This window comes from Bowmanella pacifica, from assembly GCF_014645355.1.
Lineage (GTDB): Bacteria > Pseudomonadota > Gammaproteobacteria > Enterobacterales > Alteromonadaceae > Bowmanella > Bowmanella pacifica.
Genome location: NZ_BMLS01000001.1, coordinates 796,953 through 821,595, shown reverse-complemented (window position 1 = coordinate 821,595; position 24,643 = coordinate 796,953). Strand labels below are relative to the sequence as shown.

At 52.2% G+C, this 24,643-nt stretch carries 22 protein-coding genes; 12 read left to right on the top strand and 10 right to left on the bottom strand.

Features of this window, described 5'->3' with window-relative positions:
• The first annotated feature begins 328 nt into the window (after positions 1 to 328).
• The 5 genes from IEX02_RS03240 to IEX02_RS03220 all read left to right on the top strand — a co-directional run bounded on the left by IEX02_RS03240 (position 329) and on the right by IEX02_RS03220 (position 4,158).
• On the top strand, positions 329 to 1,483 hold the full coding sequence (locus tag IEX02_RS03240) for a P1 family peptidase (protein ID WP_188690195.1): 1,155 nt from the start codon (positions 329 to 331) through the stop codon (positions 1,481 to 1,483).
• Between the two features lie 90 nt (positions 1,484 to 1,573).
• Complete coding sequence (locus IEX02_RS03235; protein WP_188690191.1) at positions 1,574 to 1,954, top strand: helix-turn-helix domain-containing protein; 381 nt, start codon at positions 1,574 to 1,576, stop codon at positions 1,952 to 1,954.
• Complete coding sequence (locus tag IEX02_RS03230; RefSeq protein ID WP_229702019.1) at positions 1,951 to 2,220, top strand: HipA N-terminal domain-containing protein; 270 nt, start codon at positions 1,951 to 1,953, stop codon at positions 2,218 to 2,220. Before IEX02_RS03235 ends, IEX02_RS03230 begins: the two co-directional genes overlap by 4 nt.
• A 384-nt stretch (positions 2,221 to 2,604) precedes the next feature.
• Complete coding sequence (gene hipB, locus IEX02_RS20545) at positions 2,605 to 2,844, top strand: type II toxin-antitoxin system antitoxin HipB (protein ID WP_188690189.1); 240 nt, start codon at positions 2,605 to 2,607, stop codon at positions 2,842 to 2,844.
• Positions 2,845 to 4,158 (top strand): type II toxin-antitoxin system HipA family toxin, encoded by a 1,314-nt coding sequence (locus IEX02_RS03220; protein WP_188690186.1) that lies wholly within the window; start codon positions 2,845 to 2,847, stop codon positions 4,156 to 4,158.
• Positions 4,159 to 4,723: 565 nt separating this feature from the next.
• On the opposite strand, the gene IEX02_RS03215 is transcribed toward IEX02_RS03220, so the two are convergent.
• The 5 genes from IEX02_RS03215 to IEX02_RS03195 form a co-directional block, all read right to left on the bottom strand.
• Entirely contained in the window at positions 4,724 to 5,758 is a 1,035-nt protein-coding gene (locus IEX02_RS03215) for a FecR family protein (protein ID WP_188690183.1), read from the bottom strand.
• Entirely contained in the window at positions 5,745 to 6,314 is a 570-nt protein-coding gene (locus tag IEX02_RS03210; protein WP_188690180.1) for an RNA polymerase sigma factor, read from the bottom strand. Before IEX02_RS03210 ends, IEX02_RS03215 begins: the two co-directional genes overlap by 14 nt.
• Positions 6,289 to 7,596, bottom strand: coding sequence for an aminotransferase class V-fold PLP-dependent enzyme (locus tag IEX02_RS03205; RefSeq protein ID WP_188690178.1), 1,308 nt, complete (start codon positions 7,594 to 7,596; stop codon positions 6,289 to 6,291). The genes IEX02_RS03210 and IEX02_RS03205 overlap by 26 nt, the downstream gene beginning before the upstream one ends.
• A gap of 126 nt (positions 7,597 to 7,722) precedes the next feature.
• A complete protein-coding gene (locus IEX02_RS03200) occupies positions 7,723 to 10,140 on the bottom strand; it encodes a TonB-dependent receptor plug domain-containing protein (protein WP_188690174.1) in 2,418 nt (805 codons plus the stop codon).
• 165 nt (positions 10,141 to 10,305) lie between these two features.
• A complete protein-coding gene (locus IEX02_RS03195; protein ID WP_188690172.1) occupies positions 10,306 to 12,945 on the bottom strand; it encodes a TonB-dependent receptor plug domain-containing protein in 2,640 nt (879 codons plus the stop codon).
• Positions 12,946 to 13,265: 320 nt separating this feature from the next.
• Between IEX02_RS03195 and IEX02_RS03190 the strand changes: the two genes are divergently transcribed.
• The 4 genes from IEX02_RS03190 (at position 13,266) to IEX02_RS03175 (ending at position 15,277) form a co-directional block, all read left to right on the top strand.
• Positions 13,266 to 13,826 carry a BON domain-containing protein gene (locus IEX02_RS03190; RefSeq protein ID WP_188690170.1) on the top strand — a complete coding sequence of 187 codons (561 nt, stop codon included), beginning with the start codon at positions 13,266 to 13,268 and terminating at the stop codon, positions 13,824 to 13,826.
• Between the two features lie 421 nt (positions 13,827 to 14,247).
• Positions 14,248 to 14,574 (top strand): hypothetical protein, encoded by a 327-nt coding sequence (locus IEX02_RS03185; protein ID WP_188690166.1) that lies wholly within the window; start codon positions 14,248 to 14,250, stop codon positions 14,572 to 14,574.
• A gap of 9 nt (positions 14,575 to 14,583) precedes the next feature.
• Positions 14,584 to 15,033 (top strand): hypothetical protein, encoded by a 450-nt coding sequence (locus tag IEX02_RS03180; RefSeq protein ID WP_188690163.1) that lies wholly within the window; start codon positions 14,584 to 14,586, stop codon positions 15,031 to 15,033.
• Positions 15,002 to 15,277, top strand: coding sequence for a hypothetical protein (locus tag IEX02_RS03175; protein WP_188690160.1), 276 nt, complete (start codon positions 15,002 to 15,004; stop codon positions 15,275 to 15,277). Before IEX02_RS03180 ends, IEX02_RS03175 begins: the two co-directional genes overlap by 32 nt.
• A 22-nt stretch (positions 15,278 to 15,299) precedes the next feature.
• Here IEX02_RS03175 and IEX02_RS03170 read toward each other — a convergent pair whose 3' ends face one another.
• The 5 genes from IEX02_RS03170 to IEX02_RS03150 all read right to left on the bottom strand — a co-directional run bounded on the left by IEX02_RS03170 (position 15,300) and on the right by IEX02_RS03150 (position 20,821).
• Entirely contained in the window at positions 15,300 to 17,246 is a 1,947-nt protein-coding gene (locus IEX02_RS03170) for a response regulator (RefSeq protein WP_188690158.1), read from the bottom strand.
• Entirely contained in the window at positions 17,233 to 17,691 is a 459-nt protein-coding gene (locus tag IEX02_RS03165) for a response regulator (RefSeq protein ID WP_188690154.1), read from the bottom strand. The genes IEX02_RS03170 and IEX02_RS03165 overlap by 14 nt, the downstream gene beginning before the upstream one ends.
• A gap of 2 nt (positions 17,692 to 17,693) precedes the next feature.
• Positions 17,694 to 19,157 carry a sensor histidine kinase gene (locus IEX02_RS03160; protein WP_188690153.1) on the bottom strand — a complete coding sequence of 488 codons (1,464 nt, stop codon included), beginning with the start codon at positions 19,155 to 19,157 and terminating at the stop codon, positions 17,694 to 17,696.
• Between the two features lie 4 nt (positions 19,158 to 19,161).
• Positions 19,162 to 19,404, bottom strand: a complete 243-nt coding sequence (locus IEX02_RS03155; protein WP_188690150.1) for a histidine kinase — start codon at positions 19,402 to 19,404, stop codon at positions 19,162 to 19,164.
• A gap of 79 nt (positions 19,405 to 19,483) precedes the next feature.
• Entirely contained in the window at positions 19,484 to 20,821 is a 1,338-nt protein-coding gene (locus tag IEX02_RS03150; protein ID WP_188690147.1) for a sigma-54-dependent transcriptional regulator, read from the bottom strand.
• A gap of 386 nt (positions 20,822 to 21,207) precedes the next feature.
• Here IEX02_RS03150 and IEX02_RS03145 point away from each other — a divergent pair, with 386 nt between their 5' ends.
• The 3 genes from IEX02_RS03145 to cueR all read left to right on the top strand — a co-directional run bounded on the left by IEX02_RS03145 (position 21,208) and on the right by cueR (position 24,630).
• Positions 21,208 to 21,642, top strand: coding sequence for a ferritin-like domain-containing protein (locus tag IEX02_RS03145; RefSeq protein WP_229702017.1), 435 nt, complete (start codon positions 21,208 to 21,210; stop codon positions 21,640 to 21,642).
• 215 nt (positions 21,643 to 21,857) lie between these two features.
• Positions 21,858 to 24,230 (top strand): heavy metal translocating P-type ATPase, encoded by a 2,373-nt coding sequence (locus IEX02_RS03140; protein WP_194451749.1) that lies wholly within the window; start codon positions 21,858 to 21,860, stop codon positions 24,228 to 24,230.
• Positions 24,223 to 24,630 (top strand): Cu(I)-responsive transcriptional regulator, encoded by a 408-nt coding sequence (cueR, locus tag IEX02_RS03135; protein WP_188690141.1) that lies wholly within the window; start codon positions 24,223 to 24,225, stop codon positions 24,628 to 24,630. The genes IEX02_RS03140 and cueR overlap by 8 nt, the downstream gene beginning before the upstream one ends.
• The last annotated feature ends 13 nt before the right edge of the window (positions 24,631 to 24,643 follow it).

The window sequence follows — 24,643 nt, the reverse complement described above, 5'->3', positions numbered from 1 at the left end:
AAAAGGGGGATAAGTCGTCTGGAACGACTTAAGCAGAAGACGCGTCGGGAACGTCGTTTCTGCGACCGTCTTTTCACTGTTTCCTGGACTGACGTAGTTGGGAATCCAGCGGCGCGCTTTCTTTGCGTCTCGTTTCTTTGAGGCGTATCAAGGAAATGGGACTGGCGCGCCCGGACGGCGTGTCATATCCAGCAGGGATAGCAAAACCGTCAGCAGTAGATTGGATTGCAGCGAGGCGGCAAAACGCTTCTCAGAATTCCCTTACCGATTCCCTCTTGCATCCACCCTCTCCCTCCATTAGCGTAAATCCACAACTAAAGGAGCATTTATGCGTAACAAAGCGGGTTTGGCTTTATTGGTGGGCGGTTTGTTGGTGGCGGCGCAGGCGCTGGCCGCTGATGCAAAACCCCGTAGCCGGGACTTAGGTATCGCGCCCGGCATTCTTAAAACCGGCCAGCATAATGCCATTACCGATGTGCAAGGGGTGCTGGTCGGGCAGGTGACTTTGGTGGACGCGCAGGATGTGCGTACCGGCGTCACGGCGATTTTGCCCCATGGCGGTAACCTGTATCAGGACAAAGTGCCCGCCGGGCTGTATGTGGCCAATGGCTATGGCAAGCTCACCGGCATTTCACAAATACAAGAACTGGGGGAGATTGAAACCCCGATTCTGCTCACCAATACCCTGTCGGTGCCGCAAGCCGCCGAGGCCATTATTGGCTGGACTTTAAAACAACCTGGCAATGAACAGGTGGTGTCGGTTAATGCGGTGGTGGGGGAAACCAATGACAGCCGCTTAAATGATATTCGCAAGCGTGCCCTTAAGGCCGAACATGGTCTGAAAGCCATAACAAGTGCCAGCAGTGGGCCGGTGGCCGAAGGGGCGGTGGGTGCCGGCACCGGCACGGTGGCCTTTGGCTGGAAAGGCGGTGTTGGCACCAGTTCCCGTGTGCTGCCAGCCAAACTGGGCGGCTATACGGTAGGAGTGTTGGTGCAGTCTAACTACGGCGGGGTATTGCAGATTGCCGGTCAGCCGGTGGGTGAGGCGCTTGGCCAGTATTATCTGAAAGATGCCCTGGACTCTGAAGTGGCTGACGGTTCCATTATGCTGATTGTGGCGACCGATGCGCCTTTGTCGGATCGCAATCTAACCCGTTTAGCTAAAAGAGCGGTGGCAGGCCTAGCCCGCACCGGGGCGTCTTTTACCAATGGCTCGGGGGATTATGTGCTGAGTTTCTCCACCGCCGCCTCGGTACGTCGCACCGCCGAGCGCCGCGATGAGGTATCCAGCAGTCAGTCTGTGCCTAACGGCAGTATGTCGCCCCTGTTCCAGGCGGTTATCGAGGCCAGCGAAGAAGCGATTTATAACTCTATGCTAAAAGCCACCGATACCTGCGGAACCCGCAGTGACACAGGTAAGGCCAACTGCGTAAAAGCCCTGCCGCTAGAGCAACTAAAAGCCCTGCTAACGACATCCAATTAAAGCAACATTTGTATTGCTTTTCCTGCTGTTGATATAGCCAATCATGCGAAAGCAACGTATAAGTTGCCTTTAGTTTTTCGAGCAACCTATATGTTGCTATTGTTGGGTAAAGCAATATATGTGTTTACAGTGGAAAATTCGATACTCGACCAAATAAAACAGCGGCGACTGACCCTTGGCCTCAAACAGAGCGATATGATGTTGCGGGTAGGTGTATCTCGTCAGCAATATCAGCGCCTGGAGTCCAAAGGAAACCCTCGATTCGACACTTTGCAGTTGCTTGCGAAGGGCTTGAATAGTGAACTTATGCTTATACCAAAGGAAAAGCTTGGCGTGGTTATGGCATTACTTGAACAGGAGAGTTCTGAGTCAGACAGGATGCATGTGTCTCAGGCGAAAACTTCAAACGAAGATGCGAAGAATAGTCTTTCAGGTGACCCATGGCAGGGTTTACTGGGGGATGAATCATGAGCGAAGTTCAAGTCGATGAAATTAACGTACTCAAGTTGAGCTTGCACGGAAGACTGGTTGGCTATTTGGCTGGCTTTCAAGGCGGTAGAAATGTGCTGAGCTTTGCCGATGAATTCAGACGTGATGCCGGTCGTCCTACATTTAGTTTGATTACCCACCCAGCATTTCCTCGCTCTGAAAAAATAATGTCGGAACCCTGGGCAAGAAACCAAAGATTGCATCCTACGTTGTCTAATTTACTTCCGGAGAGCCCCTCGGCTAAATAGGCACGTTCGTGATTAACAGGTTTTGATTTGTATTGTTAATAAAATCAACAGGTTATGAATTTTTCTGGATCAGGCCATTTGAGACAATTTAACCACTTTGGTCACAGTCAGGTCACAGAAGGTGTATTTAGCCGTGGTTAAAAATAACCAAAAATCTGGGCTGAAAAGCCCGGATAAATTTTAGACTAAGCTCAATTGCATTGCGTACTGTTTGATGAAAAAGCAGACTAGCTAGCCTATGTATTGAAGCTCGGCATGGCCATTAGCATTATTGCTAACTGGCTTGTAGCTATTATCCTTAATAGGGGATAATGTTGACATTATCCCTTTGTGGGGATAGTTTGTTCTTTATCCCCTTCTGGGTATATTCAATTAGGCGCATCAATGATATTCAGCCCAAAGCAACTTGCGGATTATCTTAAGCTGATCCGGACTCAAAACAATTGGTCACAGGCCGAGGTTGCCCAGCGTGTCGGCGTAAAGCAAAGTACCATTTCCAATTTTGAAAATGATCCTGATCGCTGCCAGATGCAGACATTTTTCAAAATTCTTCAGGCCTTAAATCTTACGATAAGTGTCGCACCGAACAAAAATCAGCAGGCGACACAGGATGAGGACTGGTAAGTGGCGACACTGCAACTGTATCTGAATCAAGCGCACATTGGTGAACTCATCATGCGCAATGATGGCGCACACCAATTGCATTACGCATCTTCCTGGTTAACTCACCCAAAGGCCCGACCTTTATCACTGTCTTTGCCTCTGCGGAAAGGGCGTATTACCTCAGAACAGGTTTACAATTATTTCGACAATTTACTGCCAGACTCTCAACGCATTCGTGAGCGCATCGTAAAGCGCTTCAACGCCGCCTCCAGTCGTCCGTTTGACTTATTGGCACAGATAGGACGAGACAGTGTCGGTGCGCTTACTATATTGCCGGACTCTTATCCTCAGCAGTCCCCGTCACTGGATTATGAGCAACTGACGGACAAACGACTAAAGGCGCTGCTACTCGCTTATCAATCGGACATGCCTTTAGGAATGGCTGAGGAAGAAGAATTCAGAATTTCGGTCGCCGGTGCACAGGAAAAGACGGCGTTGTTAAACATCAATGGTCAATGGTGTGTACCAAAAGGGTTGACGCCAACAACGCACATTATCAAGTTACCCATTGGCCAGATTAAAGGGCCGGACTTCACGCTGGATTTGACGAGCAGCGTAGAAAACGAATGGCTGTGTATCGAACTAGCCAGAGAGTTGGGATTTGCTGTACCTGCGGTAGACATTGTTCGGGTGGATGAGGTTAAGGCACTTGCGGTCGAGCGCTTTGATCGACGTTGGACAGCAGATAAGAACAATATTCTACGCTTACCGCAGGAGGACATGTGCCAGGCACATGGCTTGCCACCGGCAATTAAATACGAGGCAGAAGGCGGGCCTGGCATTGAGCAAATAATGAAGTTGCTGATGGGTTCAAGTAATGCACTCGCAGATCGCGATGCATTTATGCGATTCCAGGTTTTTCAGTGGTTGATAGGCGCAACGGACGGTCATGCAAAAAATTTCTCCATCTATTTAGAAGCTGGTGGAGCATACCGGCTGACGCCTTTCTATGACATTCTGTCAGCGTACCCGATAACGGGTGGCCAAGGATTACACCTGCGGGATTTAAGTCTGGCGATGGGACTTACGGCGACAAAAGGTAAAAAGCGCAAGATTGATCAGATATTCCCGCGGCATTTCGTTGCCACAGCCAAGTCCGTTGGTTTTGATCCTGCAAGAATGCAAAGTATTATGCTGAAGTTTGTTGATGAACTTCCTGTGGCAATTGAAAACCTTAAACGTCGCATGCGTGCCGAAATTCCCGACAGCATTCAAACAGCCATTTTTGAGCAAAGCTTGATGAAACTGGAGCGGCTAAAATCGGCACCAATGTAGAACGTTAGAAGTCCAGTGGATCAGTTTGGGGGATAGGTCATATCGATGGTGAGAGGAATTACGCGCTCAATTTGGGAAAGACTAAAGATTGGTATGACGTCTCAATGGCAAATTTTCAGTTATGGGCAGAGCGTGCCGAGATTCCATGGCGAGTAATTAAACCTCACTTAGATGACGTTATGGATAAGGCCAGAACGCTCTGGCGAGAACCCATTATAAGGCGCACAAGGAAAAGCTGAAAGAACATTGGGGTAATTTGCATGATGATTTTCGAATTAAATAGATTTTGAAAATGTCACGATTGCTAAACGCGAATTCATCTCTTAACCGCCACAACCGCTTTGCCCCCGCTTAAAACTCCCGACCGTTTGAAGACTTCGGGCCTGTTTGAAAGCCTTTTGCAGGTGCCTATTTTACTACCACGAAGACCAGAAGAACACGAAGAGTGGCTGGTCTCTTTTGAGCCTTCGTGCGCTTCGTGTTCTTCGTGGTGAAGCTATTTTTTTGCCTGTAGTAGCGAATAAATCTACGCCGAGACCGGCTTTAGCTGGCCCGAGAGGCTTACTCAGTCACCAGCCCCACGTGGCAAACCCAATAAAATCCCCTCAGGGGTTTTCACACTGCGTGTTTGGGTCAGACCTTCCACGCTTTGCACAAAATCCTCGACATCCTGCAGGTTAAACACCCCGGAGATGGCAAACCCGGCCAGGTCTTTATCCTCTAACACCAGCGGCTGCGGGCTATAGCGGTTGATCTGGCGGATGGCCTGTTCCAGCCGGGTCGCGTCAAACTGAATGCGATGGCTGCTCCAGTCCGGCTGACCGGCTTGTAAGCTGGGGGGCAGGCGATAGCGGCTAAGTTTATTGTCCTGGTATTTCAGGCCCCAACCGGCATGCACCGGCGCAGTGCCGCTGAGCGCCCCGCCGCGCACCCCAACTACCCCCTGATAGACTTCCAGTGTCCAGGCACTGGCCAGCTTTTCCACCGAATAGGCGGTGCCCAGGGCCACAAACTCGGTACTGTGGTTGACTCTGACTACAAACTCCCTGGGCTGATGGGCCACCTGGCTGAATACCCGGCCCTGGATCAGCTCCACATCACGACGCTTGTCCTGCATCTGTACCCGAACCCGGCTGCTGCTGTCCAGATAGAGCGCGCTGCTATCGCTAAGCTGCAGCTGTTGAATCTCCCCTTGTTGGGTTTGGTAGGCCAGTATGTTGTTTGATGCTGGCGTGGTTGGCAGTAGCGACAGGCTGAACACCAACAGGCACACCGTAGCGGCCAGGGCGGTCAGTACTTTGCTCAGGCTTTTGGCCGGGCGACGCTGCGCTATTGAAATTACCTGGGGCGACGGTGGCACGATTGGCTGGTCCAGGCTGTTTGCATCAAGGCTTAACACACTGCCCAGCTGCCAGGTATTGGCCGCATGGTTAAAGGCGCGCACATGCTCGGGATGGGCGCGTAACCAAGCTTCAAATTTGGCGCTGGTCAGTATGGCGGGGCTGGCTTCAATATCCAGCAGCCAGTCGCAGGCCTCGGCCAGGATCTGTGGGTCGATAACCCTGTTTTGATGGCTATTGTCTTGGTTACTGCTGTTCACGTTGCATACGCCTCTGGGTCAAATGCATCAGAGCGTCACGCAAATGCCGTCTGACCACCATCACGCCGATGTTCAGTTGGGTGGCAATGTCCTCATAGGACAGGCTCTGGATTCGGTTAAGTAAAAATATCCGCCGGGTCAGGGCCGGTAATTGGGCCAAGTCAGCTTCGGCCTGGGCCACGGCCTGCTGCTGGCTAAGCTGGGCCTCCGGCTCTGGCAGCAGGCTGTGGTGCTCCTGGTTTGATTCGTCATATTCCACCCACTGGGGCGCGTGCTGGTTGCGCCGGTGGCGGTCGCGCAGCAGATTGACTACCACAGTGCGTAAAAAGGCCATTTCATTATGCAGTTGCGGCAGGTTGTCGTAGTGGGACAAGCGGATAAACAGCTCCTGCACCAGCTCTTCGGCGTCGTGCTGGGAAGCGCCTTTGCTACAGGCGTAGCGCAGCAGCGCCGGGGCATGGCTCTGATAGAGTCGGGCAAGACAGTGCTGGGTGCCGCTCACCTCACTGGGCCGGGGTAAGGCCCTGGGGTTAAGCAGCAAATCGGCTGACGGCATGAGCAATGGCCTTGGCGGTAAGTTTCAGATCCTCGGCGCTGTTATACAGGCTCGGGGTAATGCGCACACAGCTGCCGTGATGAATACCGTCACGGTGTACGCAAAACACCTGATGTTCGGCCAGCAGATATTCGGCAATGGCACGGTTTTGTGCGCTGCTGCTGTGGCCCTTAATGCGAAAGGAGGTTATACCGGCATGCAGACGCGGGTCTTGCGGGGTGAGAATATCAATGCCGTCTAGCTGGCGTACCTCATTAACCCACAGATTGCGTAAGTATTGCAGCCGTGCGGCTTTGGCCTTAGCGCCTATCTGGTCATGAAAGGCAAAGGCATCAGGGACGCTAAGAAAGGCAGCAAAGTTACTGGTGCCGGAGTGAAATTTACCCCAGATACTCTGCTCCTGACCCGGCGAGGCCGACATATTGGCGGCAATCTGTTCGAGCTTGCCCTGGCGGATATACATCACGCCAACCCCTAACGGCGCGCCCATCCATTTGTGCAGGTTAAAGCCGATAAAATCGGCGCCAAGGTCTGCTACGCCAAAGTCCATCTGCCCCCAGGAATGGGCGGCATCCACAATCACGGCGATACCACGCTCCCGTGCGGCGGCGGTGATTTCTTTTACCGGCATCACCAGCCCGGTGCGGTGGCTGATATGGGTAAGCAGCAGCAGTTTGCAGTTTGGGTGGCGGGCAAAAGCTGCCTGATAAAAAGCTATCAGCCCTTGATGGTCAACCGGTTCGGGTATGGCCAGCTCGATTACCTCGGCGCCGCACTGGGCGGCCTTAGTGCGCATGGCATCCTGCATGGCGCCATAATCCAGGTCGGCGTACATCAACGCATCGCCTTTTGTTAAGCCGTTGAAGCCGCCAATTAGATTTTGCAGGGCTTCGGTGGCACCGCGGGTTAAGCCGATTTCCTCGGGGTTGGCACCCAGGCGGTCGGCCACGCTGGCGACTATGTCTTTTAACAGCGGCCAGTATTGGCGGCGGGAGAAATAGGAGTTGTCGCGATTAACCCGCTCGGTATGTTTGAAATAAGCCTGCATTACCGGTTTCGCCATAATACCCCAGTTGCCGTTTTCCACATTGATAATGCCGGGGCGCACCTCATACTGGCTGGCAACTTGTGCCCAATAGGCTTCGTCCTGGGCTTGTGCCAGGGGCGATTGTGCTGAGCTTGGCAGTGGCGCTGACCAACCGGCCGGGGAGGCCAAAAGTGAACCGGCGGCGGCCGATGCCAGGCTGGTGGTAAGAAACTGACGCCGGGTAAAGCTGCTCATGATGTTACCTCGTACTTACAACATAATGCCCGGTCAAGGCCGGGCTAATCAGCCTGTCCAGCGCTTTGGCCGGACAGGCGGGTACTCTAGCCAGATAAGGTCACAGTTTTGTGACCATGCCTGGGTTTAGAACTTCACATCCACGCGCAGTGAATAGTTGCCGCCGTCTGAGTCGTACGGCGCATTACGCGAGTAAATCAAGCCACGGTTGGCCTGGAAGGTGGCCTCTTGTGGGTAGTTGTCGAACAGGTTTTCCACGTTCAGGCTCAGGGCAATGGCAGGGGTGATGTCGTAGTTAAAACCGATATCAAAGAAAGTCTCGGCACCAAATTGCTGGAAAATATCGCCGTCGGCGTTGCCGGAGCTGTCTTTCCAGCTACCGTAGTAACGAAGCTTGGCATTAAAAGTCATATCTCCCCAGCTATAACTGGCGCTGAGGTTACCGGCCTGTTTGGGCAGTCTTTCTTCAAGCAGTACCCGTTGTCTCTCATTGCGACTGATATCGCCGCCGGTTACTTCGGTTTTGTTGTAGTTGTAGGCGGCCACCAGATTCAGGTTGCCTTCGCCCAGCTCGAACTTGCGGCTCAGTACCAAGTCCACACCTGTGGTTTTGGTGTCGTAGTCATTCTGGAAGAAGTTCACACTGGTGATGCTCTCGGCCCCTGTCACTCCCAAAGCAATTAGCTTGGCGCGCTCTTCAGCGGTCAGGCTGAAAGTAGTGGACGTGCCGAAACGATCCGAGATGCTAATACGGTAGAAGTCGATACTGGCGTTCAGGCCGCTGGCATCCTGATAGGTAAAGCCCAGTGACAGGTTGTTGGACTCTTCCGGTGTTAGTGAGGCAATGTTGGCGTCGCTGCGCGCATTAATAATCTGCGCGATGTCGCCCTGCGGACTGTAACGTCCACGGGTAAACACCTCTAGGGTATTGGTATCTAAGCCTTGCGACACCCGCTCGCTGTAAAGCTGGCCTGGGGTTGGGGCACGAAAGCCGGTGGAGTAAGTGGCACGCAAGGCGGCATTGTCTGACAAGGCATAGCGGGTGGATATCTTACCGTTTTGGGTATCGCCGAATTCGGAAAAGTCTTCGTAACGGGCCGCCAGACCAATAGTCCAGGCGCTGCTCAGCATGGTTTCCATATCCACATACAAGGCCACGCTGTCTTGATCAAACTCACCAGACTGGGCCGGGCTGAAACCGAAAAAGCCGTTAGAGCCTGACGGTAAGCCTTCCTTGGCGGCGGGGCCAACCAGATAAGAGGCTTCGTCACCTGAGGATACTTTGTAGGTTTCTTCGCGGTATTCGGCACCAAAGGCAATATTCAGATCGTCGGCAAACCAGTCATTTTGCAACAGATAGCTGGCATCCAGGTTGGCGGTAAATTCGTCCTGCTCCAGGCTACCGGCATAAAAATCCGTGGGGCTGTCAGAACCGAGCGAGGCGTTGATAGTGTTGTTTAACTGATAGTCGATTTTATTGTTGCCCTGGCTGACGGAGGCGTCCCAGCTAAGTTGGCCAACAATACCCTTTACACCCACATACAGGGATAAATCACGGTCATCCTGACCAAAATGCGGGGCGAAACCGGCTGGATACAGATCTTTTAGGTCAAAATTCGGGTAGGTTTCGCTTTTATTGAATACCGCTGAGTCTGGATTACGCCAGTTAAAATCACTCATACCGCTGCCTTCGTTGTAAGTACCAAACAGGTAGGCATCGGTGTTGTCGGTCAGGCTGTACTGGGAGTTCAGGGCAAAACGCACGGCGTCGCGGTCTGGCTGGCCCCAATCCTGTACCGGGTTACGTAAGGTCACTTCCGGGTGAGCGGCCTGATAGGCTTCGGCATCCGGGCGCTGACGGGAGCGGGCGGTGCGTTCGGCATCATAGTATTCAAAGGTGGTGGCCAGGTAGCCGCGGTTATTCAGATCCCATCCGCCCTGTACCCCGGCGCGGTAGGCCGTACCGTCTCCTTCAAAATATTGGGAAAACTGGCTGAAGGCCTGATACCCGGCCTTGTCATCCAGAATAATGTTAATCACTCCGGCAATGGCGTCTGAGCCATATTGCGCGGAAGCGCCGTCGCGCAGCACTTCAATGCGCTTAATGGCGTAAGAGGGAATGGACGCCAGGTCTGCCGACTGGGCGCCGTTGCTGCCCAGCAGGGCGGCGCGGTGCAGGCGTTTGCCATTAACCAGTACCAGCGTATGGTCGGCGGATAAGCCACGTAAAGACGCCGGGCGCACAAACACCTGACCGTCGGCCATAGGTAAACGCTGCACCTTAAAAGACGGCACGATTTGCGCCACGCTGTCGAGCAAGTCTTCTGAGGTGGTGCTGTCGATGGCGGAGGCGTCAATCAAATCAATCGGGGCCATGGAGTCGAATACGGTACGGTTGGCCTGACGGGTGCCGGTCACGATAATGCTTTCCAGATTACCGGGGGCTGCGCCTGCTACCTCTTGTGCGTGGGCAGACAGGGCCAGTGTTGAGCTGGACGCCAGGATAAGGCAGCCATAGGTGGCGGTTTTATTCAGGTGTTTCATGGTGTTTCCCAGTGTGTGTGGCACAGTTTATTGCGTTGCCGCCCATTGCCTTGTGCAAGGGCTTCCTGGGTAAAGACGCAGCGGCGTCAGGTATCTGTTGGCGAATAGGCAATGTTCATAAAAGTTTCATATAAAAATTGCCTTAGTATTTCGCTAACACATTGATTAAAAAGCAAAGTTGGTGCGCAGATACCACTGGCCCCCATCGGTGTCGTAGGGGGAATTACGTGAATAACGCAGCCCACGGTTGGATTGCAGGCTGGCTTCGTCGGGGTAAGTGTCAAACAGGTTTTCAATGCCGAATTTCAGGCTTAGCGCTGCGTCGACTGCATAGGTCAGTGACAGGTCAAACAGTTGCAAGGGCGAAAACTGCTGGAACTGTTCAGAATCGCTGATGGCCTGGTCTTGCCAACTGCCGATATAGCGCCAGCCCGCCCGCCATTCCCAGGGGCCGCTCAAATAGCTGGCCGACAAGCTGGCCCGGTGCTGGGGTACGCCTTGTTCCTGCTGGGTACGGCGAATCTGGTTATCCATCAGCTCGCCGCCTGTCACTTGGGTGCGGTTGTAGTTATAGGCTGCCGAGACCAACAGTTGGCCGCTGCCTAGTAGGCTGCTGCGGGTTAGCACCAGATCCAGACCGCTGGTACGGGTATCAAAGATGTTTTGAAAGGAGCGCACATTGGCCACCTGATACTGGCTGTATGCCGCCAGGCGTTGTTGCTCGTTGCTGGTCAAGCTGAATGTGGGAGACAGACCAAATCTGTCGCTCAGATCAATGCGGTACAAATCCAGGGTCAGATCAAACTGGCCGGGTAAACTGAAGCCCACACCGGCGCTGATATTGACCGACTTCTCGGCCCGCAAGGGGCGAATATTCACCTCGGGGCGCTCGGAGAGCACCGCTGCCACCTCGCCATTTGGCGAAAAGCGACCACTGGTGGTGATGGCATCAAAGCTGCTGTTTAGGGATTGCGAGGTACGTTCACTAAATACCTGCCCGGCGGTAGGGGCGCGAAAGCCGTTAGACAAGGTAGTGCGCAGCATAATACCGGGGCTGAGTTGGTACCACAGGGCCAGTTTGCCGCGCAGCATGGAAGAAAACAGCGAATAGCTCTCATAGCGGGCGGCAAGGTTAAGACGCAACGGCTCGCTTAAGGTGATATCCATATCGGCATAGGCCGACAACCCGTGCTGGGTGAAACTACCGGCCTGTAGCGGTGAATAACCGGGAAAGCCATTGGCACCCGAGGGTAAACCTTCAATAGCCGCGGGGCCTACCGCATAAGAGGCTGGATCGCCGACCTGTACCCGGTAACGCTCGCTGCGAAATTGCAGGCCAGTGGCCAGGTTAACGGGTAGCCGCTTTGCCGACCAGCGGGTTTGCTGGTTAAGACTGGCGTCCAAAGTCACCTCCTGCTGGGTTAAGTTACCGGGATGAAAGGCAGTGGGGCTGTGCGGGCCTAATGAGGCATTGATGCTGTTATTTAAAAAGTAGCGGATACGGTTTTGGCCAAAAGCCAGGCTTAGCTCTGCCTGTGGGTGTGCGCCGGGTAAAGAACGGATGCCGGCATGCAAGGCAATATCCGACTCACGCTGGCCAAATCTGGGGGTAAAGCCCACAGGGTAGATATCCAGCAGGCTGAAGTCTGGATACAGGCCGCTGGGCTGATACACCAGATTGGTATCCGGGTTGCGCCAATTAAAATCCGACACGCCATAAGTTTGCGCCAGGGTGCCAAAGGCAAAGCTACTGATTTGTTCACTGACCTGCTGCTGGGTATTGAACGCCAGTTGCAGCCCTTCTTGCTCTGGCAGCCCCCAGCGCTGCACCGGGTTGGGTATCTTCAGCTCGGGATGTTGCTGGGCAAATAGCACGGCATCCTGCGGCTGCGTGCCTCTGGATGTGGGCGTATTGCGGTAGCCGGACAGACTCAGCATGGAAAAATCTTCGTCGTCCTGCCAGCCTAAACGCATACCACCACGCCAGGTGACGCCGTCGCCCTGAAAATACTGGCCGTACTGCATAAAGCCGGCGTTTTGCTCACCGTCTTCCAGGATCACATTGATTACCCCGGCCAGGGCGTCAGAGCCATACTGGGCAGAGGCGCCATCACGCACCACTTCGATACGTTTAATGGCATGGCTGGGGATCTTCGAAAGGTCAATAGGGTGGCCGTCTTCGGTTTCCACAAAAGCCGAGCGGTGGCGGCGTTTGCCGTTGACCAGGATCAGGGTGTGATCTGAATTGAGGCCACGTAAGCCAAAGGAGCGGTTAAAGATCCGACCGTCATTGAGTGGCAGACGAAAGGCGGTAAAGCTGGGCAGATAAAATGCCAGGGTATTAAGCAAGTCCTCCGCGCCAGTGCCATCCGGGGTGGTCAGAATATCGATAGCTGACATCGAATCATATCGGGTGCGGGCAGCCACCCGGGTGCCGGTAACTATCACCTCATCCATAGCCTGACTACTTTGCTCTGGGCTGATATCTGTGTGGGTTTGGTTGTCAGGCTTTGCGGCGCTGAGGATCACGCTTTGTGCATTCAGCCATTCTACCTGCACCGGCTGTTCGGCCAGCAGCAGCGTCAGTAGCTGTTGGAAGTTGTATTGCCCGCTAATAGCGGGGCTTTGCTGCTGCGAGAGCAGCCCCGCCGGGTAAAGGATATTGGCATGGAAGAGTTCGGATACTTGTGTGAGAGCTTGCTCAAGCGAACCGGCGGCGATGTTAACCCCAATGGTTGATGGCTCGCCCGCATTAGCAGGGGCCGCAAACAGGCTGCGGGTAACCAAACACAGAATGCACAGCATAAGCTGCCATCGCCGACTCAACACGATAATCAAAGGCCCAGCGGTTGCGGCCAGTTAACTCTGACCTTAAAGAGGCAAGGTGCTATGGTGCGACAACAGCATGACAGATTGTTTACAGTGAAAAAGAAGGCTTACCTTTGCAGTGAGGGAATGTTTGGCGGGCAGAAACCGTCTTACTCGGAAGAAACGACACAGTAGTTTGTAAAAAATTCATCACCTCAAAACTAGAAATTAAAATATACCAATAAAATCAATGCGTTATATTTGGCATGGGATTGGCATTAGTGATATCGAGGTTAATCAGGAAAAGGAAACCCAAAATGAAACGTAATATTTTATCTTTAGTAGTTGGTTCAGCCTTGGTAATGAGCGCTGGTGCATATGCTGCCGATAATAGCTGGGAGCGTGAATCTCATGATGCTTGGATTGATGGTAAAGCCGAAGCCACTTTACTGTTCAATGGCAATCTGAACTCTTTCGACATTAACACCGATGTTGAGAATGGTACTGTTACCCTGACCGGTAAAGTAGAAAGCGATGTCGACAAGAAGTTAGCGGAAGAGCTGGTACGCGGTATTGATGGTGTAAAGGACGTAAGTAATAACCTGACGGTACACAACGAAGCCGGTGCCAAAGAGCATAGTGACGCTGAAGCCTCTGGCTTTGTCGATGCCAAAATTGCCACAGTGGTGAAGTCACGCTTCCTGTTCGATACCGACATTTCTGGCACCAGTATCGATGTGGATGTAGACAATGGTGTAGTCACACTGACCGGCGATGTGGAGACTGAATCTGCTAAGCAATTGGCGGTCAGTATCGCTAAGAATACCGATGATGTACGTGAAGTGAATGATCAACTGACAGTGACCGGCCAATCTTAAGCCTCAGGTCTTTTGTTCTCGCTGCCGGCCCCGGTCAACCCGTTTGACCGGGGCTGCCTTTTTTCTCTTTTCGCTCATATTCCAGCCTGACACAGACAGTGCGGTAACTGGTTATACCCAGTTGTCGTGCCGCCCCCTGATTTTTGCCTCTACCCTGTTGTATTTACCTATTGCCCATATTTTGCTGCTGTCCAGGTTTGACGACACTCTGTAGGTTTTTCAATCGGGCCTGAAAATATCTCACAGTGTATGGCGGAAAACGCCGGGGTGCTGCATTTAAACGTTGTTAACTTTATGAAAAACATAGATAAATTTACCTGCGGCGAAAGTGGTGTGCGGTTTGCACTAGTGACTAGGACAGCCACACAAGGAATGGTCCTTGGCTGTGAAAGAACTACCGACTTAGATCTTTGGAGGAGCTATGAAAGCACAAAGCCAAAATATCGACCCTAAAAGTAAAACGGCAACAGGTAAGGGGCAGGCCGAGCCGCTGCTCAGTGAGCAACTGGCCGATACTCTGCATCATTCTATTGATGCAATGTCGCAAAAGGCCTCAGCTACGGAGCAGGGGGTACGCAACAGTGTGACGGCCTCTTCCCGCTACCTGAAAGCCAATAAGCAGAAACTGGAAAGAAACTGGGCGAGATCCGGAGCCCGAAAGTATGCGACTGAGCATCCTGTGATGACTGCAGGGGTAGCGTTTGGATTAGGTGTGGTAATTACCGCCCTGCTGCGCAAAGGTCGCTAAGGAGAGGTTATGTCTAGGGTCAAAGCGTTAGCTGACAAAACTCATGGGCATAGCGATGAGGCCGCAGCATTTGCGGCCTTGTTTAGCAGTTTTCTGGCGTTAATGACTTTGGTTATGCGCCAGTGGCTGGCAACTGTGCAACTGTTTAAAGTCAGGGTGGAGATGGCAGCCCGCAGCTTGTTCTATGCGGCGGTGCTGTACATGGTGTTTTGCAGCTTGTTGATTGCGATGTGGATAGCCTTCTGTGGTATGGCGGTAACCTGGGCGATTAGTTTGGGCGTGCATTGGTCCTTAGCCATGTCTAGTGCCCTCCTTATTAATGCTGGGGTGGCGTGGTATGTGTTGAGGTCGGCAAGATGCTTGTTGAAGACCGCGTTAGATCCAGAACACCCGACTTCGCAATCAACTTATCTCAAGGAGAATGGCAATGACGCTGTTGGCCGAATGGTTGGTCGCTAAGTCGAAACGTCGTTATCAGCTAGCCAGTACTCGCTATCAACGTATGTCAACGCGACGCCAGCAGCAAACGGGGGTTTGTCGCAGGCAGTTGATTAATCTGCGTCGTCACCCGCTTGGGCTGATGCTGGGAGCAGGTTGTACGGTATTGGTCTGGCGCAATCGCAGAGTAAGAGCGCTGATGAGGTTGTATATTAACCGCAAGCTGCTGTCCTGGCTTGGCCGAACTGGCAGGGCCAGGACATAGCTTGCTGGACTTTGCTAAGGTATCAGAAGTTGTTCAAAACTCTGGACAGATCCTGCCGGTTGACCGGCTTAAGCAAATAGTCCTGTGCGTTATATTCGCTAAGTTGTTCTGTAGACAGGTCACGGCCACTGATAATGCAAACCGGCAATTCAGGGCTGACCGAATGTACCAGACTAATTAACTTGGCTCCCGGCATATCCGGCAGGCCCATATCCATTAATAAGCCATCGTAATGAGGAGCCGCTTCAAGCTTTTTCAAGCAGTCTAACGCAGTGCCTACACTTTCCACGGTTGAGCCTAAGTCGGTCAATATCATATCCATTAGTCGGCGGGTGTCTGGATCATCTTCTACCAGCAGTATTTTTTTCCTGACAGGAACAGACACATCGGCTGGGTTTAGATATTGGACCAAGCTTCGATAGAGGCTGGGTTTATTAATGGGTTTGGACAAAATATCATTAAAACCAAGTTCGGTTAGCTGTCGATGCAGGCCCTTTTGGGTCGCGGCGGTTACAGCGACTACAGGTACCGTGTACCCCTGACGGCGCAAATGTGTAAGGGCGCTGCGTCCATCCAACACTGGCATATGCAGATCCATTAATACCAGGTCGAAATCCTGTGGGCTTTGTTCAAACAGTGCCACTACGTCCTGACCGTTACTTGCATAAGCCACTTCAGCACCGGTGGATTGAATCAAATGGCCAGTCAGGCGTCTGATTTCATCAATATCATCCACTACCAACACCTTGCCTTGCAGGGATGGCTTAATGGCTTGCCGGTTTTTAAGCGGGGAGCGCTCAAAGCCTAACTCGGCTCTCTCGCTGTCTTTGATATCTCCGGGGTTAATCGACAAGCTAAACTCGCTGCCAACATTTAGCTCGGACGCCACCTGGATTTCCCCCCCCATATGTGCCACCAGTTCGGCGCTGATGGCCAGTCCCAGCCCGGCACCACCTTCGGTGCGGGTGACCACATCCTGAAGCTGCTCAAAAGGTTGGAAGATGCGCTCTAGCTGTTCCTCTGCAATGCCTATACCGGTGTCAGTCACACTGAAAAACAACAATTCCTGATGCTGTCTTCGTTCTGTCCAGACCTCAACCTGCACCTTACCTTGCTCAGTGAACTTGATGGCATTGTAAGTAATGTTAATCAGCACCTGACGCAGCCGGGTGGCATCGGTATGAATAATAAGAGGTAAGGGGTGCCGGCCGACTACACTGAAGGATAAGCCTTTGTCTAACGCCATGACTTTGAGCAGGCTGAATACATCGGCGATAAAGCTGTCCAGGTTCACCGGTGCGATCTTCAGCTCCAAGCGATTGGCGCTGAGCTTGGACAAATCCAGTACGTCATTGAGCAGGCTGAGTAAGTGCTTTCCATTACTCAAAATTACACCGAGTTCGGTTTCGGCTTGGTCGGCATAATCGCTTTCCAGTAACAGTTCGGTATAGCCGAGAATCGAGGTTAGGGGGGTGCGAATTTCATGGCTAAGATGCGCCAAAAAGCGGTCTTTGGCGCGACTGCCAGCCTCGGCTTTTAAACGCTCTACCCGCTCTTGTTCAATTTCCTTGCGTGCCAGGGCATAGCGTATGGCACGCTGGAAGCGCGGTGAGCCAAGTTCATGTTTGACCAAAAAATCAGTGGCTCCGGCTTGCAACGCGGCCAGGTCCAACGCGTCGTCGGCCTGACCGGTCAGCATAATAATAGGAGTAGACAAGCCTTGTTGCTGAGCTAACTTTAATACGCTTAAGCCGTTCTCTGCCCCAAGCTGAAAATCCAGTAAACAAATATCAAAGGACTCGTCACAAAGGCGGGTGAGTGCCTGTTGTGGTGAATCGGCCCAGACGATATCAAAACTGTAGCTTGGCAGTTCCCGCAGATAGCCGCTGGTGAGGATATAATCATCTTCGTCATCTTCGACCAGCAGCAGCCGCGCGGCCTTAGGTAAAGCCTGCTCAGGCACGGTCATGGGACGGTAACTCGACGAATTCCACCCAATACCTGCCCAGGGCTTTCATTAGCTCAACCAGGCCTTCGAAATTGACCGGCTTGGTAATATAAGATGCGGCTCCCAGGTCATAGCCGCGTAGCATATCTTCTTCCTCTTTCGAAGTGGTTAGAATTACCACGGGAATGCTGCGCAGACTTGGGTCAGCCTTGATTTCTCTGAGCGCTTCTCTGCCATCCATGATTGGCATGTTCAGATCCAGCAGGATCAGGCTTGGGGTGGGGTAGGCACTTTTGTCGCTGTATTTACCCTGACCACGCAGGTATTGAAGTAAGGCCTGACCGTCCTCGACACAATGCAAGGTATTGAGGACCCGGCTTTCCGTCAGTGCGTCTCTGGCTAATAGACGATCATCCTCATCATCATCGGCCATCAAAATAGTGATAGGCCTGGATATTTTGTTCATGGTTACTTGTTTCCTTCTATGGTGACCATTGCGCTGTCCTGGGGTAATAAAATGCTAAAGGTACTGCCTTTACCGGGCTGACTGGTGGTGCTGATTTTGCCACCATGGCGTTCGACAATGCGGCGGCATACCGCCAGTCCTATTCCTGTTCCTTCGTAGCTGTTACGGCCGTGCAATCGTTGGAAAGGCATAAAAATCTTGTCGGCATATTGCTGCTCAAAACCAATGCCGGTGTCGTGAATCTCTATGCGGTACCAGATCAAGCCCGATTCTTCCCCCGGCAAGGTGGGGCCAGTGGTTTGCTGGCATCTCACTTTCACCATCAGGGGCCGATCTGGTGCTTTAAACTTCAGTGCGTTTGAGAGCAGATTTTGAAACAGCTGGTGCATCTGGGTGGTATCGGCTTTGATCGTGGGAAGGCTATCCAGTTCGAGCTGGGCCTGGCTGTCTTCTATGCTGATTTCCAAGTCATCTACGACCTGATGGAGGGTTTTGTTCAAATCACAGCTAGAGAATTCCTTGCCTCGGGTCGTTACCCGAGAGAAGGCAAGCAAATCACTGATCAACTTGGACATTCGCTGGGCAGCCTTATTCATTCTGGCTAGGTAGTCGAGACTGGTTTCATCCAATTGCTGTTGTTGCGCATTTAGCAACCTGTCGCCGAAAGCTTGTATTTTTCTAAGTGGCTCTTGCAAATCATGGGAAGCGACAAAGGCAAACTCTTCCAGTTCCCTGTTGCTGCGGGCTAATTCGTCAGCGTAGATTTTGAGGGCAAAGGTACGTTCTTCCACTTTCTGCGCCAGAGTGTTGTTTTGTGCCTCCAACTGGCTTCTGTGCCGTCGTTCGTTCTTCAAATTGAGACGGGCCAGATAAAAAACCGCTAATAACAACACCAAGGTAAGGGCCGAGGACAGGTATAAGGTGTTGTCAGCTCTGTGCTGGGCAATGGCAAAGTCCAGATAGAGTGATTCACGAAAGTCGCTCTCTGCCAGCATCGCTTTTCGGTATGCCTCACCGATTTGTGTAGATAAAACGCCATTACCTACTTTTACTTCGTGCACTGCTAACAGGTCTTTCTCTTTTTTGGCCAGTTCTACTGTTCTGCTTAACTCGGAAAATTGCTGGTTTACAAGGTCAATAAGCTGTTCAATGCGGTATTGTTGGCCTTGAATCTCAGAGCTGATGGCTCGCGCATTGTTAATGCTAGTGTGAACCTTTTGCAGCTGTTCCTGATAGGGGGCCAAAAAGCGTTCATTGTCCGTCAGCAAATAACCGCGTTGTCCGGACTCTGCCAGGGTGACACTGATGTAGAGTTCATCCAGCAGCATCATCACTTCACCGGTATTGGTCAGGCTTTTTTGAATTCCGGCAATCTCGTTGCTACTGCGCAGGGCCAGTAAGGTATTCACTGAGGTGATCGCCAGTATCAGGACACCAATCAGCCACCAAATGGTTTTGTTTTGCATATCCTCATTCAGCTCTGTTGTGGGGATGCCCGGTGCCATCGGCTTCAGCCTGCTCTGACACGGCCTCCAGTATATGGCTGCATTCTTTACAGTAGCGAACTATTTTATCTGCTGCATCAATAAGTTGGCTTTCGTCTGCGCCTTTCTTGGCTAGCAATTTCAGCATTTCTGCCTGCATGGAAATGTTGTTGAGAGGTCGTCTGGCGTCGTGAACCAGTTGGTGGATAGGGCCTTGATGAGAATGCACCTGCTTACTCCTTTTGGCAGATAATGCCCGGACTTTTACGTAGCACCGGGCAAATGGATCAACTGATGGTGTAAAAAAGTTACTGACTAAAATCCCCGTAGGCATGTAAACGGTTATACAGGGTCTTAGTACTTATCCCCAACATCTTGGCGGCATGGGTTTTATTGTCGTTAACTTTTTCCAGCGTCGCGTAAATCAGTTCTTTTTCGACTTCTTCAATAGTGCGGCCTGGCATCAGGGCCTGGGTTGGTGATTTTTGGGCTGAAAAAGGTGAAGCAAAAGAATCTGGTAATTGGATTTCACCGCTGTCTCTGTCAGCCATAATGTAGGCCCGGTGAATGCTGTGGCGCAGCTCCCGGACATTACCCGGCCATTCGTATTGCATCAGACGGCGCAGGTGCTCGTCGGTTAATTTGTAGTCGGTTTGGTGTTCGTCATTCAGCTGCTGCAGAAAACTGCGCGCCAGTAGGGGCAGGTCATCCATTCTGTCGCGCAGTGGCGGAATTTGAATGGGGAACACGGCCAGACGAAAATAAATGTCTTCGCGGATAACCCCTTGCTGACCAATTTCCTGCATAGGTCGGTTGGTGGCAGAAATGACCCGGCAATTCACTGGAATTTCCTTGTTTCCGCCCACTCGCACGACATTGCGCATTTCCAGTACTCTAAGCAATGTCGGCTGCATATCCATAGGCATTTCGGTGACTTCATCCAAAAACAGCGTGCCATCCTGCGCTTGTTCAAATACCCCACTTCTTTGCCCGGTTGCGCCGGTAAAGGCACCTTTTTCGTGACCGAACAGTTCGCTGCCAACCAGATCCTTAGGCAGGGCTCCGCAGTTGGTACAGACCAGCGTCCCAGTAACACCAGAGGCGTGATGAATTGCCTTGGCGACCATTTCCTTACCTACGCCACTTTCGCCAAACAGCATAACGTTGGCTGAAGTGTGGGCCACCCGCTCGATCATTTCATACAGCTTTTGCATGGCCACTGATTCACCAATCAGGTGATTAAAATGCATGGCCTGGTCATTCTGGCGGGCTTGACTGTTGCGATTCGGTGACGCTTTGGCCGGATTCAGGATGCGATTAAGATCATCGCCGTCAATGGGCTTGGTCAGGTGGTCGATATTCTCGTCACAGAGTTCTGTTAGCGCTCCCCTTACTGCCGGGTGGCCGGAAATCATGGTGATTTTGATAGGAATATCATGGCTGCGAATATAATCAACCAGATGCAGGCCGCTGCCATCCGGCAGCATAAAATCCAGCAGCAGATGGTCAAAGCGACTGTCACTCAGTGACAGTCTGGCTTCCTCTAATGAGGAGGCGGTATATGCCTCATGGCCTAGCATTTCAATCAAGTGGCAGGCGATGCTGCAAAAGTCTGAATCGTCATCGACGAGTAGTATAGTTGCCAAGTTATATCCTTATTTAGCCAGTCCACATCCAGCGAGACTCCAGCGGTGCCAGTGTTCTCAGACAGTAATGCGTCCTAATACACTGCAAACATCATACCTATGTTGCTATAACGGTGAAAGGTGGATTAACACTCATCGGTTTGAGCGTTAGCTGGCAGATGATCGCTGGCAGCCTGAAAGAATTTCAGCCGATACGGAAAATCTTTCATACATGAGCTCTGCTATCGTCTTTCTTTCTCGCGCATATCTCTTTTAACTATATTGATTATTAATGATTTTTACGTGTTTTTCTGTGGTTGGTCTGGGTTCTGCATTGATGATATTGGCAGGGTCGATGGACGGCCTTCTGATTTAGCAATGATGGAGAACATGTAATGAGACAGACAATGTCAAAAGTAAGCAAAGTATCTGACGTTATCAAAGTACTGAACGGCGGGATCGAGTTTTACGAAGAAGCCAGGGAAAAAGTATCCAGTGTCCATATCAAGCATATGTTTAATAGGATGATTACGGCTAAACAGAATGCGGTATCTGTGTTGCAGCCCTTTGCCGTGGCAGAGAATGGCAATATGGAAGACGACACCTCGCTTGCTGTCGATCTTCGCAGTTACTATACCAAGTTGCTTGGCAGTATCAGCACAGACAAAGAACATACTTATGTTGATCAGCTTGAAGAAGTAGAAGATAAGCTTCTGGATGCACTGGACAACGCATTGAAATGCGAGCAACCGCCTAATTGTGCTATTGCACTGAGAAAGGTTAAAGCTAATATGCAAGTATGTCATGACGAAATGAAGGCGCTGCAACAAACCACCGCCTGATTGTTGCTGCCATTGCCGCCTAAGGGGCGGCATTTTCTTTTCAAACAACGAGTTGGCCTTCCGATATTATCTTATTGCGCCAATTAATCCCCCCTGCAGGAATAAGCCTTAATGCGCTTGCCTAGGTTGCTGCCAATTTCTGAAAATACAACCTTGACCTTCCCATAAGGTTAAACTTTAGCCTTGAGCTATCTAAGCTGATGTTGGAGATAAACATGGCAAATAGCATGCAGTTACTTATTAGTGGAATGGGCTGTGCGTCCTGTGTGGGGCGTATTGAAAAAGCCCTGATGCAGGTGGAAGGCGTCAGTCAGGCGCAGGTTAACCTGGCCGCAGAGTCCGCCACAGTGCAAGGCGATGCCAACGCAGCGGCGTTGATTGCCGCTATTGATTCGGCGGGTTACAAGGTTACTACCCAAACCCGACAGTTCGGGGTGGGCGGTATGACTTGCGCGTCTTGTGCCGGTACGGTGGAAAAGGCCCTTAAGGCAGTGCCCGGTGTGGTAGATGCCAGGGTTAATCTGGCCAGCGAACAGGTGAATGTTGAATACCTGGCGGGTTTGGACGTGGCGCTTTTGTTTTTTGCGGTTGAGCAGACAGGTTACCAGTTGTTGGATGCTGATGAGCCATCCAGCATGAAGGCAGCCAGCGAACCGGGCTTTTTTCAGCGCGACAGTTGGCCCGTGATAGGGGCAAGCTTATTAACCCTGCCACTGGTATTGCCTATGGTAGGTATGCTGTTCGGTAGCGATTGGATGCTGCCACCGCTGTGGCAATGGTTGCTCGCCACACCGGTACAGTTTTACTTTGGGGCGCGTTTCTACAGTGCGGGATGGCGGGCCATAAAGGCCGGTAGCGGCAATATGGACCTGCTGGTGGCCATAGGTACCTCGGCGGCCTATGGTTTGTCGTTGTATCTGTGGTCGGTGTTTGACGGGCAGGGCATGCCGCATCTGTATTTTGAAAGTAGCGCTTCAGTATTAACCCTGGTATTGCTCGGTAAGTATCTGGAACGCAGAGCCAAAAGACGCACCACAGATGCGTTAAAAGCCTTGGAAAATCTGCAACCCATCGAAGCGCGCTTATGGCGCGATGGCAGTTGGCAACAGGTGGCCGCCGCCAGTTTAAAACGTGGTGACAAGGTCAAGGTGCTGCCCGGTGAGCGTATTCCGGTGGATGGTGAGATTCAGTCCGGCGACAGCCAGGTGGATGAGTCCATGATCAGTGGTGAGAGCGTGCCGCTGCATAAAAAAGAAGGCGATAATGCCATTGGCGGTTCGGTGAATCTGGACGGGGTGTTGGAGCTGGTGGCTACCAAGGTGGGCGCCGAGTCGACCCTGGCCAAAATTATCCGTCTGGTCGAGCAGGCGCAGGGGGCCAAGGCGCCGGTGCAAGCTCTGGTGGATCGCATCAGTGCGGTGTTTGTGCCTGTGGTGCTGTTGGTTGCGCTGGTGGCGCTGTTAGGCTGGGGTTTGGGCACCGGCGATTGGACGGTAGGCATCTTAAACGCGGTGGCAGTCTTAGTGATTGCCTGCCCTTGTGCGCTTGGTTTAGCGACTCCAGCAGCCATTATGGCTGGCACGGGTACGGCGGCCAAACAGGGGATTTTGGTTAAGGATGCCCGAGCCTTGGAACAGGCCCAGCGTATAGATTTAGTGGTGTTTGATAAAACCGGCACCTTAACTGAAGGTAAGCCGCAGCTCAGTCAATTGACGGCCATACAAGAGAGTGAGCTGGATATACTGCAACTGGCGTATTCGCTGCAACAAAACAGTGAACATCCGCTAGGCAAGGCCGTAGTACAAAAAGCTGAGCAGCAGGATGTCAGCGCTCTGGCGGTAGAAAATTTTAAAGTGGTGGCAGGTAAAGGTGTGACAGGTGATATGCAGGGGCAGACCTGGCTGCTGGGCAGTAGCCATTGGATGCGTGAGCACAAATTGGAGCTGCCTATGGACAAGGTCAGTGTAGCCGGCGCCTCCATCTCCTGGCTGGCGGTGATTAAAGACGGCGGCGCTGAGCTGGTGGGCTTGCTGTGTTTTTCTGACACAATTAAAGCCAGCAGCAAAAGTGCGGTAACGCGTTTGCAGCGCCAGGGCATGAAAGTGGCAATGTTAACCGGCGACAGTAAAGCCAGCGCCGCGCAGGTGGCCACTGAGCTGGGGCTGGATAATGTTGAAGCGGAAGTGTTACCGGCGGATAAAGCCGCCTGGGTTAAACGTTATCAACAGCAAGGCTTTAAAGTGGCTATGGTGGGGGATGGTATCAACGATGCACCTGCCCTGGCTCAGGCCGACCTGGGCATGGCCATGGCGACCGGCACCGAGGTGGCGGTGAGTGCCTCGGCCATGACCTTAATGCGCGGTGAGCCGAATCTGGTAGCAACTGCATTGGTACTGGCGCGTAAGACCTATCAGAAAATCCGTCAGAATCTGTTCTGGGCCTTTATCTTTAATGTGATTGGTATACCGGCGGCGGCACTGGGCTACCTTAACCCTATTATTGCCGGGGCAGCGATGGCTAGCAGCAGCCTGTTGGTGGTGAGTAACGCCTTGCTATTACAGCGTTGGAGGGAAAAAAAGCATGAGTAAACTGCTGACCATAGGTGAAGCGGCAAAGGCCAGCGGTCTGTCGGCTAAAATGATTCGTCATTACGAGCAATCCGGCCTGCTAGAGAAAACCCCACGTACCGAAGCCGGGTACAGGTTGTACAACACACAGCAGCTACGGCAGTTAAACTTTATCCGCCGTGGCAGGCAACTGGGCTTCTCGCTTGAAGAGATCCATTCACTGCTGAATTTATGGCGTGACCCTGGCAGAGAAAGCCGGGAAGTTAAAGAAATTGCTGAAAAGCACCTGCAGGATGTGGCACAGAAAATCGCTGAGTTACAGCAGATCCATGGCGTACTGGAGACACTGGCTAATCAGTGCTGCGGCAACAGTAATCCTGACTGCGCCATTTTGGACTCGCTGGCGGCCATGGAGGTTTAGACACCGCCGATAA